The organism is Enterocloster lavalensis, from assembly GCF_046603895.1.
Taxonomy (GTDB): domain Bacteria; phylum Bacillota; class Clostridia; order Lachnospirales; family Lachnospiraceae; genus Enterocloster; species Enterocloster lavalensis.
Map to the genome: position 1 here is coordinate 5,031,962 of NZ_CP176637.1, position 14,881 is coordinate 5,046,842.

Sequence of the window (14,881 nt, forward strand, 5' to 3'; positions counted from 1 at the left end):
AGCAGACCTGCGCCCGAACCATAGAGAGAAAAGGAGAAGAAAAATGAACACTGCATTATCCTGGATTAAAGCATACGTTCCTGACCTGGATGTCACGGCTCAGGAGTACACGGACGCAATGACCCTCACCGGCACCAAGGTGGAGGGATTCGAGCGTCTCGATAAAAACCTTGAAAAGATTGTTGTCGGCCAGATCCTTTCCATCGAGCGTCATCCGGACGCGGACAAGCTGATCGTCTGCCAGGTGGACATCGGAGCCGGGGAGCCGGTTCAGATCGTCACCGGCGCGCCCAACGTCAAGACCGGGGACAAGGTTCCGGTGGTTTTGGACGGCGGAAAGGTAGCCGGCGGCCATGACGGCGGCCCCCTTCCCGAGGAAGGAATCGAGATCAAAAAGGGTAAGCTCAGAGGCATCGAGTCCAACGGAATGATGTGCTCCATCGAGGAGCTGGGTTCCGACCGCGACATGTATCCACTGGCGCCGGAGAGCGGCATCTACATTCTCCCGGAGGACACCCGGGTGGGCGCCGACGCAGTGGAGGTGCTGGGCCTGCGCGACGTGGTGTTCGAGTATGAGATCACCTCCAACCGCGTGGACTGCTACAGCGTGGTGGGAATCGCCCGGGAGGCGGCTGCCACATTTGGAAAAGAATTCCATCCGCCGGTGGTAAAGCCCACCGGAAACGGCGAGGATATCAACGATTACCTGAAGGTGCGGGTGGAAAACCCTGAGCTGTGCCCCCGCTACTGCGCGAGAATGGTGAAGAACATCAAGCTGGCTCCCTCCCCCGGGTGGATGCAGCGCCGCCTGGCGGCCAGCGGAATCCGTCCCATCAACAACATCGTGGATATCACCAACTACGTGATGGAAGAGTACGGACAGCCCATGCACGCCTTTGACTACGATACCCTGGCGGGCCACGAGATCGTGGTAAAATGCGCCAAGGACGGCGACGTGTTCCAGACCCTGGACGGCCAGGAGCGCAAGCTGGACGGCACCATCCTGATGATCAACGACGGCGAGAAGGAAGTGGGCATCGCGGGCATTATGGGCGGTGAAAATTCCAAGATCACCGACAGCGTGAGCACCATGGTGTTTGAGTCCGCATGCTTCAACGGCACCAACATCCGCCTGTCCGCCAAGAAGGTGGGCCTGCGCACGGACGCTTCCGGAAAATACGAGAAGGGCCTGGATCCCAACACTGCCAAGGAGGCTGTAAACCGCGCCTGCCAGCTCATCGAGGAGCTGGGAGCCGGCGAGGTGATCGGCGGAATCATTGACATTTATTCCCAGAAGCGTGAGGAGAACCGGGTTCCCTTTGACCCGGAGAAGATCAACCGCCTTCTGGGCACGGACATCGCCGAGGATACCATGATCTCTTATTTTAAGAAGATTGATCTGGACTACGACCCCTGCTCCAAAGAGGTGATCGTTCCCACCTGGCGTCAGGACCTGTACCGCATGGCGGATCTGGCTGAGGAGGTGGCCCGCTTCTACGGCTACGACAAGATTCCTACCACCCTGCCCTCCGGCGAGGCGACCACCGGCAAGCTGCCCTACGAGCTGAGAATCCAGGAGGTGGCCCGGGAGACCGCCGAGTTCTGCGGTTTCTCCCAGGGGATGACCTACTCCTTTGAGAGCCCCAGGGTATTCGACAAGCTGATGATCCCGGCGGACAGCAGACTTCGCCGGACGGTGGAGATTTCCAATCCCCTGGGCGAGGATTTCAGCGTGATGCGCACCACGCCATTAAACGGGATGCTGACCTCCCTGTCCACCAACTACAACCGCCGCAACAAGGACGTGCGCCTGTACGAGATGGCAAACGTGTATCTGCCCAAGGCCATGCCCTTAACCGAGCTGCCCGACGAGCGCATGCAGTTTACCCTGGGCATGTACGGGGAAGGCGATTTCTTCACCATGAAGGGCGTTGTGGAGGAGTTTTTTGACCGCGTGGGCATGAACAAAAAGCCCCACTACGATCCAAACGGTGACCACCCCTACCTGCACCCCGGCAGAAAGGCCGATATCGTCTACGAGGGCGTGACGGTGGGATACCTGGGCGAGCTTCACCCGGATGTGGCGGACAACTACAAGATCGGCGACCGGGCGTACGTTGCCGTGATCGACATGCCCTCTGTGATCCCCTTCACCACCTTTGACCGCAAGTACACCGGAATCGCCAAATTCCCGGCTGTGACCCGGGATATCAGCATGGTGGTGCCGAAGAACGTGCTGGTGGGACAGATTGAGGACGTGATCGAGCAGAGGGGCGGCAAAGTGCTGGAGAGCTACCACCTGTTCGATATCTACGAGGGCGCCCAGGTTCTGGCCGGACACAAGTCTGTGGCCTACTCCATCACCTTCCGGGCTAAGGACCATACCCTGGAGGAAAAGGAAGTCACCTCTGTGATGAACAAGATTTTAAACGGGCTCTCCAATCTGGGAATTGAGCTGAGAGCATAAATAAAACGCTTCGGACGCCGGGCTTGAGCCGGAAACGGAGCAGCGCGGGCAGCGCGGCAGCATCGCCGGTGGCGGAACTGCCGCGCTGTCTGCGTATTGTGAAATTTCTGGTTACAAAAAATGGCATTTCATGCCGAATTATGTAGAAAAAATGGCTGATTTTCCCACATCGTATTCACTATGGGAGATAAATATGCTATACTTTGAACAAGGTGCCGCTGCGCAAAAAGGACGGACAGAGCCCGGAGAGAGGGGCAGGCAGCGGCCGGAGGTGGATGGGGATGAATTCGGTTACAGATCACGATGGGGAAGAACTGCGCCGGGAGGAGAAGGAGCGTTTTATGGAATGCTTGCCTGCCGGCTTTTTGCGTTGCACAAAAGCGGGCGGGATAGAATACGCCAGCGAGGGAGTTCTGGCGCTTTACGGCTGCTGCGGACGGGAGCAGTTTCAGGAACTCTGCGGCGGCAATATCGCCGGGATGGTGCTGGCGGAGGACCGCAGACGCGCCTTCGGGGAGCTTGAGGAGCAGCTGAGGCGGAACCCGGACAGCTCCAAGACGGAGTTTCGGGTCCGGCGAAGAGACGGGGAGATCCGGTGGGTGGACTGCCGCGGGCGTGTGGTTACAGATTTAAACGGCAACAAGTGCTTCGGCGGCGTGCTGATCGACGACACGGAAGCCAAGATGGCGCGGCAGAGCTACTGGGAGCAGGCGCGCAGGGATTCACTGACCGGTCTGCTCAACCGCTCCGCCTGCGTGGCTCTGGTCAACGCCCGTCAAAACTGGGAAGGCCAGATCTGTGCGCTGCTGATTGTGGATATCGACAACTTCAAATCGCTCAACGACACCTGGGGCCATCTGTTCGGAGATATGGTGCTGACCGAGATCGCCAGGAGGCTGCAGGCGCTGTTTCGCAAGAGCGATGTGGTGGGAAGAATCGGCGGGGACGAGTTTATCGTATTTCTCCGCGATTTAAACGACTTGAACCAGCCGCTGTACCATGGCCGGCGCATTGTGCAGAGCGTTGGAGAGCTGCAGTCGGTTTTAGAAAACGCAGTGGAGGTGACCTGCAGCGTAGGAATCGCGGTCTCTCCGCAGGACGGGAGAAGCTTTGAACAGCTGTTGGAACGGGCAGACTGCGCCCTTTACTGGGGGAAGCGCAGCGGAAAGAACTTCTGTACAACCTACGCTCCCCATATGTCCGCCTGGGGCGAAGGCGAAATCCAGGACAGCGAGTGCCCACAGGAGTCCTGCATCGAGTCGGAGATGGGGCTGCGCCGGGTTAATACTCAGATCATCCAGTACGTGTTCCGGGCGCTTTACGACTCCGTGGACTTAGAGGAGGCAATCCGGCTGATTTTGCAGATTGTGGGCAGACAGTTTGATGTCAGCCGGGTGTATATATTTGAAAATCAGCCGGACGGCCTTCACACGGACAATACCTTTGAGTGGTGCAACGACGGCATACAGCCGGAGATGAGCCGTTTGCAGTGTGTCAGCTATGAGGTGGACGCTCCTGGCTACATCGACAATTTTAATGAGAAGGGGATATTTTTCTGCCCGGATGTGTCGCGTCTGGAGCAGAGGCAGCGCCGCCTGCTGGAAGGTCAGAACATCAAGTCCACGGTGCAGTGTGCCTTTTACGACAGCGGCCGCCTGGAAGGCTTTATCGGCTTTGACGAATGCCGCCGGAACCGGATTTGGACCGGAGAGCAGATCGATGCCCTATCTTTTGTAGCGAAGATTTTAGGCACCTTTTTGATAAAAGAGCGGGCTAAAAAGAAAACTGAAAAACAGATCAACGGCCTGAAGGAGATTTTGGACAATCTGCCCGGATGGATCTATGTGGTGGACGCGGACACCTACGAGCTGCTTTACCTGAATCGGAAGACCAGGGAGACGGCCACGTCCAGCCGCATCGGGAAATACTGCTACTGCGAATTCATGGGGCTGGGCCAGCCCTGCCAGTCCTGCCCGGCCAGGGAGGCCGTGCGCCGCGGGGAGCCGGCTGCGATGGAAATCTACAACGGATTTCTGAATCTCTGGGCCGATGCCGCCGGAATCCCGGTGATCTGGGAGGGAAAGCGGGCGGTGCTCCTGTCTCTTCAGGATATCACCAAATACAAGCGCCTGCAGGCTTACGCGCCTGCGCTCAGCGGGAAACGGCGGACGGATGGCCCCCTGCCGGTGGCTCAGGATGAAACCATGGCGATCTACGCGTCCGATCAGGAGGAGGCGGAGCGCTACGGGGAGTTCAACAGCACGGGTACGGTTATGGCCGCCGCCCTGGAGATTTTCAGGCTTCAGGACACCTTTGCCAAGGCGGTCAAGGTCCTTCTGGCATTTTTGGGCAGGCGTTACGGGCTCAGCCGGGTATCGCTGTACATGAACAATTCCCGGGACAGCGGGAAAAACACCATCTATCAGTGGGTGGACAATCAGACGGCGCAGCCCATTTCCCTTTCGGACAGCTTCCGGAAGGAGGAATTTTTCATCTGCCACGGCCTGTACGACCAGAGGGGAACGATGGTCCTTTCCAGGGACCGGTATGACACCTATAAGGAAAACCTGCGCCGGGTCCTGGAGCAGAGCGGAGCGTTGTCCGTGCTGTTCGCAGGTCTCTACAGCGATGGGCGTTACATCGGACAGCTGGCGCTGGTGAATTGCAGTAAGGCGCGCGCCTGGGATGAGAAGGAGCGGGGCGAGCTGGCGGAGGTGGCGGGATTAATCGCCTCGGAGGCCAAGACCCTGGAAGCGCTGGACGACGCAAACCGCAGGGCGGAGTATTACCGCGATGTGGATCCTCTGACCGGCCTGTTTACCTACAACATGTTCAAGGAGCTGGCGCAGAAGGCGCTGGATCAGGGCGTGGCCAGGCGGGTGCTGGTGGCCAGCGACATTAAGGGTTTCAAATACATCAACAGCGCCATCGGTTACACCCAGGGGGACAATATCCTGCGGATGTTTGCGGACATGGTGGTGCAGAGCAGCGGACCGGAGGTGATCAACGCCAGGGCCAACGGGGACGTGTTTGTGACGCTGGGCGTCTATGAGGACCGGGCGGATTTCCAGGAAAAGCTGCTTCTGAGCAATGAAAATTTCGCGCGGCTGCAAAATCAGATTTACGACGGCATCAACATCCGGGTGCGCTCCGGCGTGTATTTTCTGGACCCGGACTGCCGGGAGATCGACCTGGCGGTGGACCGGGCCAACCTGGCCCGAAAGTCGGTGGATTACATTCTCAAATCCACGGTGGTGTTGTACAAGGACGCGCCCTTTTCCATCAAGCTGCGGGAAAACGAGATGATCAACCGCATGGAGTACGCGCTGATGCACGGGGAATTTCAGGTGTATTACCAGCCCAAAATCTATTTGAAGGACGGCTCGGTGGCTGGGGCGGAGGCGTTGGTCCGCTGGGTGCGGGAGGACGGCAGGGTGATTCCGCCCGACGAGTTTATCCCCCTGTTCGAGAAGAACGGATTTATCACCAAAATTGATCTCTTTGTGCTGGGCAGCGTGTGCCGGTGGCTGAAGGAGCGGGAGGAGCGTGGGGAACCGCTCTTTAAGATCAGCGTAAACCTCTCCGGCGCGGATGTGCGGGATGATCAGCTCGTGTCCTATATAGCGGAGCAGGTGGAGGCATTTGGAATTTCACCGGAGTACCTGGAGTTTGAGTTGACGGAGACCGCGTTTCTCAGCGACACGGAGCAGATTTTCAGCGTGCTGAAACGGCTGCAGGACATGGGATTTACCACCTCCATCGACGATTTCGGCTCCGGTTACTCCATCATGAACATGGTGGCGGAGATTCCCACCGATATCATCAAAATGGACTGCGCGTTTGTGCAGAACTGCGGGAAAACGGACCGCGGCCGGGAATTCCTGGGCCAGCTGGTTTTGCTGGTGCGCAAGATGGGATTCGTGGCCCTGTGCGAGGGTATTGAGACGCAGGACCATCTGAATATGGTCAAGAAGATGGGCTGCGAATTGGGGCAGGGCTATTATTTTTCCCGCCCGGTGCCGCGGCCGGAGTTCGAGGAATGGCTGAAAAAGCAGCGGTTCCATCCTGGGGAAATTTGTGATATGATAGAGGTAAATCACAGAGGAAAACAGGAGGGGTGACCGTTATGAGAAAAATTCGTTATTCGGCCGTGGCCGCCGCCGGGCTGCTGGCGCTGGCGCTTGCGTTTCCGGCGTACGGAAAGGACAAGGAGGAACGGGAGCCGGTGGGCCAGATATCGCTGAGGATTTCTTCCGACATCGAGGCGGGGGAGGACGGCGATGTGGACGTGGAGGTGCTCTCCGGCAGCTGCTCCGTGTCCAGCGTGGACGTGGACAATCCCAAGGGATACTGGGTCGGAGGCGACAAGCCCAAGGTAAAGGTGGAGCTGTCCGCTGACGACGGATATTATTTCGATCAGGGTGGAAAGAGCGCCCTTGATCTGGACGGCGCCAAATATTCCGGCTCCAGCCGGGACAGCGACAAGAAGATCATGAAGCTGACCCTGACACTGGACAAGCTGGAGGACGGGGATCTGAATGTGGACGGGCTGCGCTGGGACGAGGAGAACGCCATCGCCCACTGGGACGACAGCCCCGAGGCCGGGGAGTACAAGGTGCGCCTGTACCGCGGGGATTCCAGCGTGGGTTCGGTGATCACCACCAAGGAAACCAGCTGGGAGTTTGCGGACAAGCTGGACCGGCCCGGCACCTACACCTTTAAGGTCCGAATCATTGACCGGGGCAACAACGGCGGCGACTGGGAGGAATCGGCCCAGCTCTACGTGACTAAGGAGGATGTGGAGCGCTTTGTGGGCGGCTGGCGGCAGGATGAGCGCGGCTGGTGGTTCTGCAACGCGGACCAGACCTATCCCGCAAATTGCTGGAAAAATCTGGGACAATTCTGGTATTTCTTCGGCGAGGACGGCTACATGAAAACCGGCTGGGTTCAGTGGGAAGGAAAGTCCTACTACTGCGACACCGTCAGCGGCGCCATGCTGACCAACACGGTGACGCCCGACGGATTCCATGTGGGCGCGGATGGGGCGAGAGTGGAGTGAGGGAGGAAAACATGATCTGAGGGGGAAGCGCAACAGGGATTTGCCGCTGTGCTTCCCCTCTGTGTTTGAATGCAATGGGCCGCTGGCGCAGCCTGCGGGCGATTGCTGCATCGATAGAGTAGGAGCAGTGAACGATGGACATGAGCGTATATGAGAGCATCAAGCGTTTAGCGGATGCATATGCAACGCGGTTAAAGCAGCAAGTTGATCTGCGCATTGAGGAGATGAAGGCGGATGACAACTCACATTATCTGCTCTATCGCGTTCTGGGCGTTTCGAATGACGAGGGTCGTCTGATCGACTTGTATCAGAATAAGGGCCGGTTTTCGTATAAGTATGCGGGAGCTTTTTGGAAGAGGCGGCGATTGCTTGCATGAAACACCGTTTCCCAGAAGCGGCAAAGGTAAAAATACCGAATAGCCTTGGAGCTCGTCCTAGAACATTTGAAATTGATTGTCTGGTGAACCAACTGGCCCACGAAATCAAATGGCGTGACGCTACCACGGACGGGGATCATATTACGAAGGAGCACACCAGAATTCAGGTGATCAAGGCAAAGGGATACAAACCGGTCAGGGTTATGTTCTACTACCCACAGCGCGAGCAGGCGGTCAAGATACAGGAAACACTTGAAACATTATATAAAGGGATTGGCGGAGAATATTACTGCGGCGACGGAGCATGGAGCTATATTGAAAAAATGACGGACATTGATTTGCTGGGGATTCTTGAAAAAATTGCACAGTCCAGAGAATGAGGAGAGACATGGTTATTAGAGACGACTGTTTAAATGCTTTAAAAAAAATGGAGGGCGAATCCATTGATATGGCATACCTGGATCCCCCCTTTTTTACCCAAAAAGAACAGCATCTAAAGGACTCCGACGGGAGGGAATACACATTTTCCGATCGGTGGGAATCCCGTGAATCATATCTGCGGTTTATGAGGTTGAGACTGGAGGAAATCAAGCGCGTTTTGAAAAAGAACGGCAGTATATTTTTACATTGTGACGACTCGGCATCCCATTATCTCAGGCTCATTATGGACGAGGTGTTTGGGGAGAATCATTTCAGAAGTGAGATTATCTGGACGTACAAGAGATGGTCGAATTCCCGCAAAGGCCTGATACCGGGACATCAAACGATCTTTTATTATACAAAAACCGCCAATTTTAAATTCAATACAATCTACAATGCGTATTCGCCGACCACCAATATCGACCAGATTTTGCAGGAACGGGTTAGGGATACTTACGGAAAAGCGAGTTATAAATATGATGATGAGGGAAACGTGGTTTTAGCCAGGGAAAAGAAGGGAGTGCCGATGTCCGATGTCTGGGAAATTCCTTTTCTCAACCCGAAAGCGAAGGAGCGAACCGGCTATCCGACTCAGAAGCCCGTTGAACTGCTGGAACGAATTATACGGATCAGCACGGATCCGGGGGATTGTGTGCTGGACCCCTTCTGCGGAAGCGGCACCACGCTGGTGGCGGCAAAGCTGTTGGGAAGAAATTATGTCGGAATCGACAGTAATCCCAGCGCGGTCCGGCTGTGCGGCCAACGCCTGGAATGCCCGGCAAAGACTGAGTCCAGACTGTTAAAGGTTGGCATTGATTCTTATAAGACGAAAACAGAGGAGGAGCTGGCACTTCTGAATACACTGGGGTGTGATGTTGTTCAGAGAAATAAAGGAATTGACGGCATTTTAAAAACGTACTATCGGAATGCCCCGGTGGCGGTGAAAATTCAGAAAAAGCACGAGAGCCTGCAGGAGGCGGCGGATTTGCTGTGCAGGGCGGGGAATAAAAAAAGGTGCAGTTTTCTGGTTCTGGTGCGCACATCCAGGTCGGCCGGAGACCAGGAGGCGGCAGTGCCTGCAAATATGATCGTGATGGACAGTCCTGAGCTGCTTTTAGAAAATGAACTCTCAAATCAATGCAGTTTATATGGTGTGAAGTCAGCACAGATGCTGTGATAAAAATGGATGCCGTCAGCGCCCCACGCTTCCGGGAATAATTCCCTACAAAAATGGCTATCCTTATATCAATGGAACGAATTGATATGAGGAGGTCATTTTTTATGTCAGAAGAAATGGAAATTGAGGGCCTGCAGGGCAGGGAAATTCTGGATTCCCGGGGCAATCCCACCGTGGAGGTGGAGGTGCGCCTGGCCGGAGGGGCCACCGGCCGGGCGGCTGTGCCCTCGGGAGCGTCCACCGGAAAATTCGAGGCAGTGGAGCTGCGGGACGGCGGCCCGCGCTATCAAGGGCTTGGTGTGAAAAAAGCCGTGGAGAACGTGAACACCGTGCTCAGCGAGGCGGTGATCTTTGAGAGCGCCTTAAACCAGCGCCACATCGACCGGCTCCTGCGGGAGGCGGACGGCACGGAGAACAAGGAGAACATGGGGGCCAACGCCATTCTGGGCGTGTCCATGGCCGTGGCCCGGGCGGCGGCCAACGCCCTGAACATGCCGCTTTACCGCTATCTGGGCGGCATCGGCGCCTGCCAGCTGCCGGTGCCTATGATGAACATCTTAAACGGCGGTAAACACGCGGACAATACCGTGGATCTCCAGGAGTTCATGATCATGCCCGTGGGGGCCTGCTGCTTCTCCGAGGGGCTGAGAATGTGCGCTGAGATTTACCACACCTTAAAACGTCTGCTGAAGGACAACGGCTACAGCACCGGCGTGGGCGACGAGGGCGGTTTTGCGCCAGACTTCAAGGACGCGGCGGAGGTGCTCAGCTACATGGTGAAGGCCGTGGAGCTGGCCGGGTTCAAGCCGGGCGACGAGGTGAAGATCGCCATAGACGCGGCCTCCAGCGAGCTGTACGACGAGGCCAGCGGCCTGTACCTGTTCCCGGGGGAGAGCCAGATGGCCGGACATCCGGTGCGCCGCAGCTCCGAGGAGCTGGTGGACTACTACGAAGACCTGGTCAACCGCTTCCCCATCTGCTCCATCGAGGACGGACTTCAGGAGGAGGACTGGGACGGCTGGCAGAGGCTGACCAAAGCCCTTGGCGGCAAAATCCAGCTGGTGGGGGACGATCTGTTTGTCACCAACACCAAGCGTCTGAAAAAGGGCATCGAGCTGGAGGCGGGAAACGCAATTCTGGTAAAGGTGAATCAGATCGGCACCCTGTCCGAGAGCTTCGAGGCCATTGAGATGGCAAAACGCGCCGGATTCGGGACCATTATCTCACACCGGTCCGGAGAGACGGAGGATTCCATCATCGCGGACATCGCAGTGGCCGTCAACGCAGGGCAGATCAAGACCGGAGCTCCCTGCCGCAGCGACCGGGTAGCCAAGTACAACCAGCTCCTGCGCATCGAACAGAATCTGTAAAAATTTTTTACAAAAGCTCCCGGTCCTTCGGGGGCTTTTCGCAGCTTCGAACCTTGACAAACGCTTAATCCATAGTATGATAAAAGGGATGCGGCAATCGCCGCCTGTGTATGCAACGAGAGAATCAAGGGGAACGCGATAAGGAGAAAAACACATGAGCGAATTATTATTTATGGAACCGGTGTTTAAGGAAGCCATCTGGGGCGGAAGCCGTCTGAAAGAGGTGTACGGCTACGACATTCCCAGCGATCACACGGGAGAGTGCTGGGCCATCAGCGCCCACAAGAGCGGGGACGGGCGCGTGGCCTCCGGCACCTACAAGGGCCAGACCCTAAGCTCCCTGTGGGAGAACCACCCGGAGCTGTTCGGCGCAGAGGGCGCGGAGGGTGTGTTTCCGCTGCTGGTCAAGATCATCGACGCCAAGAGCGATCTGAGCATCCAGGTCCATCCCGACGACGTCTACGCGGGGGCGAACGAGAACGGCTCCCTGGGTAAGATGGAGTGCTGGTATATTCTGGACTGCGATCCGGACGCCACCATCGTGGTGGGCCATAACGCCAAGGATCACGATGAGATGGTCCGCATGATCGAGGAGAAGCGCTGGGGCGAGTTCATCCGCCAGATTCCCATCAAAAAAGGGGATTTCTTCCAGATCAATCCGGGCTGCGTCCACGCCATCAAGGGTGGAACCCTGATCCTGGAGACCCAGCAGAGCAGCGACATCACCTACCGGGTCTACGACTACGACCGCCTCAGCGACGGCAAACCCCGTCCCCTGCACGTGAAGCAGAGCATCGACGTGATCCGCGCTCCTTACAAGGCCGACGAGGGCAAAGGTCCCCAGGTGACGGTGGACAACGGGCATGTGGTAAAGACCCATCTGGTCACCTGTCCGCGCTACACCGTGGTGAAGCTGGATGTGGCGGACGCATGGGAGGAGACCTTCCCGGCCGGATTTGCCAACGTCAGCGTGCTGGAGGGCGAGGGCAGCGTAAACGGGACGCCCATCCGCAAGGGACAGCACTTCATCGTGCCCGCGGGCTACGGAACCTGCCGGTTTGAGGGGAGACTCTCCCTGATCTGCTCCTGGCCGGAAGCGTAATACCCCGTAACAGTTCAGACGGCGGGAAAATTGGGGCGATAAGCCGCGTCAAGCTCGCTTGTAAGCGGCTCATCGCGCTAATTTTCACATCGGATGGACATCCGATGCTTCTTGACCGGTCTTTTCCGGTCAAGAAGACGACCCGTCCGACCTATTACAATTTCTCGTATTTTAGCGGAAAAATGGTTGTAATCCCGGACAAAGTATGGTATATTATTTATGTTTATGACCATAGAAAATGAAAGAGGTGTATCAAAGTGGCGGTTGCGGAGATAATTTTATCAGTTATATATGTAATTCTCGGTGTTGCAATATCTGCAGTGATTCTGATGCAGGAAGGCAAGTCCCAGGGTCTGGGCGCGCTGGGCGGCATTGCCGACAGCTATTGGGGCAAGAACAAAGGCCGTTCCATGGAAGGCGCTTTGGAGAAGTTTACCAAGTACGGCGCTATGGCGTTCATGCTCATTACCATTGCGATGAACGTGATCCTGAAAGCTCAGGGAGCATAAATCAGAACAGAAACGAAAGCGATAGACACCCTTTTGTAATTTACATTAGGGTGTTTTGTTTTTCCCGGAGGCAATGGGCTGTGCGCGCTGTCTGCGGATACCTGCGCCCGGGGAAATGGATCGGGGCCGCGCCCGGCATTCGGAGGCGGCCAGGAAAGAGGGAAAATGGAAGAATCGCAATTAAAAGAGCGGACGCAGATTCTGATGGATCTGATGAACGACAAGGCGTACGTGCCGATGAAGGCAAAGGAGATCGCCATACTGTTAAATCTGCCCAAGTCCCAGCGGGATGAGTTAAAGGAAGTGCTGGACTATCTGGTGGCGGAGGGAAAGGTTGGATTGTCAAAAAAAGGGAAATACGGCAAGCCGGAGACATTTTCCGTGAACGGAATTTTTTCCGGGCATCCCAAGGGATTCGGTTTTGTGACCGTGGAGGGAATGGACCGTGACGTGTTTATCCCCGAGGACCGCACCGGTCAGGCCTTAAACGGCGACCGGGTGCAGATTGTGATGGAAAATGAAGGCCGGGAGGGCCGCCGTGCAGAGGGAACCGTGATCCGGGTGCTGGAGCACGCCAACCAGGAGGTGATCGGCTACTACCAGAAGAACAAGGGATTCGGTTTTGTGATCCCCGACAATCAGAAGATCGCGGCGGACGTGTTTATCCCCGAGGGGAAGGATATGGGCGCGGTCACCGGCCATAAAGTGGTGGCCAGGCTGACGGACTTCGGCGGTAAAAGTAAAAAGCCGGAGGGCGAGATCGTGGAGATTCTGGGCCACATCAATGACCCGGGAACGGATATCCTCTCCATCGTGCGGGCCTACGGCCTGCCGGAGGAATTTCCGGAGGAAGTGATGGAGCAGGCAGGGCTGGCGCCGGATGAGGTGTATGTGCCGGAAACGCCCACGGCCCGCGGTTACGGCGCGGAATATGGGCTGGACGACCTGCAGAGCCATCCCGAATGGGGCGGAGACCTGGCGGGACGTCTGGACCTGCGCTCCCTGCAGACGGTGACCATCGACGGGGAGGACGCCAAGGACCTGGACGACGCGGTGACCATCTGCCGCCGGGGGGATGGAACCTGGCTGCTGGGCGTCCACATCGCGGACGTGAGCCACTATGTGGCCGAGAACACGGCGCTGGACGTTGAAGCCCTGCGCAGGGGCACCAGCGTGTACCTGGTGGACCGGGTGATCCCCATGCTGCCCCACAAGCTGTCCAACGGCATCTGCTCCTTAAACGCCGGAACGGACCGGCTGGCCCTCAGCTGCCTGATGGAGATCGACTCCAAGGGAAATGTGACGGACCACCGGATCGCGGAGACGCTGATCCGGGTGGACCGCCGGATGACCTACACGGCGGTGAACGCGGTGGTCACGGACCGGGATCAGGCGGTGATGGCGGAGTACCGGGAGTTTGTGCCCATGTTCGACGCCATGAAGGAGCTGTCCGGTATTTTGCGGGAGAAGCGCAAGATGAGAGGGGCCATAGACTTTGATTTTCCGGAGAGTAAAATCCTGTTAGACCCCCAGGGAAAGCCCCTGGAGATACGGCCCTATGAGCGGAACGCGGCTACGCGGATCATCGAGGATTTCATGCTGATCGCCAACGAGACCGTGGCGGAGGACTATTACTGGCAGGGGCTGCCCTTCCTGTACCGCAGCCACGACAAGCCTGACCCGGAGAAGATGAAGCAGCTGGCCGCCTTTATCAACAACTTTGGTTACCATGTGAAGATTCAGCAGGGTGAAATCCACCCCAAGGAGCTGCAAAAGCTTTTGGATCAGATCGAGGGCAGCCCGGAGGCGGCGCTGCTCACCAGGCTCACCCTGCGCTCCATGAAGCAGGCCAAGTATACCACGGACTGTATGGGCCACTTTGGCCTGTCCACCCGGTATTACACCCATTTCACGTCGCCCATCCGCCGTTATCCGGATTTACAGATTCACCGGATCATCAAGGAAAGCTTAAAGGGCGGGTTGAAGGAGCGGCGTGAGGAGCACTACGGGCAGATTCTGCCCGGTGTGGCCGCCCAGACCTCGGCTCTGGAGCGGCGCGCCGACGAGGCGGAGCGGGAGACCGGCAAGCTGAAGAAATGCGAGTACATGTCCCGGTTTATCGGACAGAGCTTTGACGGCGTGATCTCCGGCGTGACAAACTGGGGCCTCTATGTGGAGCTGCCCAACACAGTGGAAGGGCTGGTCCGCATCGGCGAGCTGCGGGACGATTACTATATATTCGACGAACACAATTACCAACTGACCGGCGAGCTGACGAAGAAAACCTACAAGCTGGGCCAGCCCATCCGCGTGGAGGTATCCGGGGCGGATAAGCTGACCAGAACCGTGGATTTTCTGCTGAGCCGGGATGAAGGTACGTTTACAGGTTCGGACAGGTAA

General features: G+C 57.1%; 8 protein-coding genes and 1 pseudogene. All 9 read left to right on the forward strand.

The window, feature by feature from the left end; all coding sequences use genetic code 11:
* The first annotated feature begins 43 nt into the window (after nt 1-43).
* The 9 genes and pseudogenes from pheT to rnr all read left to right on the forward strand — a co-directional run bounded on the left by pheT (nt 44) and on the right by rnr (nt 14,881).
* Nucleotides 44-2,467: a phenylalanine--tRNA ligase subunit beta gene (gene pheT / locus ACK2JC_RS22525; RefSeq protein ID WP_411337846.1), complete on the forward strand. Its 2,424-nt coding sequence runs from the start codon at nt 44-46 to the stop codon at nt 2,465-2,467.
* Nucleotides 2,468-2,748: 281 nt separating this feature from the next.
* Nucleotides 2,749-6,588 carry an EAL domain-containing protein gene (locus tag ACK2JC_RS22530; RefSeq protein ID WP_368274871.1) on the forward strand — a complete coding sequence of 1,280 codons (3,840 nt, stop codon included), beginning with the start codon at nt 2,749-2,751 and terminating at the stop codon, nt 6,586-6,588.
* Nucleotides 6,589-6,593: 5 nt separating this feature from the next.
* Complete coding sequence (locus tag ACK2JC_RS22535; protein ID WP_320936141.1) at nt 6,594-7,526, forward strand: hypothetical protein; 933 nt, start codon at nt 6,594-6,596, stop codon at nt 7,524-7,526.
* 140 nt (nt 7,527-7,666) lie between these two features.
* Nucleotides 7,667-8,283 (forward strand): annotated as a pseudogene (locus tag ACK2JC_RS22540) (ApaLI family restriction endonuclease).
* A 68-nt stretch (nt 8,284-8,351) separates the two neighbouring features.
* Complete coding sequence (locus ACK2JC_RS22545) at nt 8,352-9,500, forward strand: DNA-methyltransferase (protein ID WP_207666188.1); 1,149 nt, start codon at nt 8,352-8,354, stop codon at nt 9,498-9,500.
* A gap of 104 nt (nt 9,501-9,604) precedes the next feature.
* Complete coding sequence (gene eno, locus ACK2JC_RS22550) at nt 9,605-10,870, forward strand: phosphopyruvate hydratase (protein ID WP_092369428.1); 1,266 nt, start codon at nt 9,605-9,607, stop codon at nt 10,868-10,870.
* A 154-nt stretch (nt 10,871-11,024) separates the two neighbouring features.
* Entirely contained in the window at nt 11,025-11,972 is a 948-nt protein-coding gene (locus tag ACK2JC_RS22555) for a type I phosphomannose isomerase catalytic subunit (protein WP_320936138.1), read from the forward strand.
* Nucleotides 11,973-12,229: 257 nt separating this feature from the next.
* Nucleotides 12,230-12,481, forward strand: a complete 252-nt coding sequence (gene secG, locus ACK2JC_RS22560) for a preprotein translocase subunit SecG (RefSeq protein WP_092369434.1) — start codon at nt 12,230-12,232, stop codon at nt 12,479-12,481.
* Nucleotides 12,482-12,679: 198 nt separating this feature from the next.
* A complete protein-coding gene (gene rnr, locus ACK2JC_RS22565) occupies nt 12,680-14,881 on the forward strand; it encodes a ribonuclease R (protein WP_302327705.1) in 2,202 nt (733 codons plus the stop codon).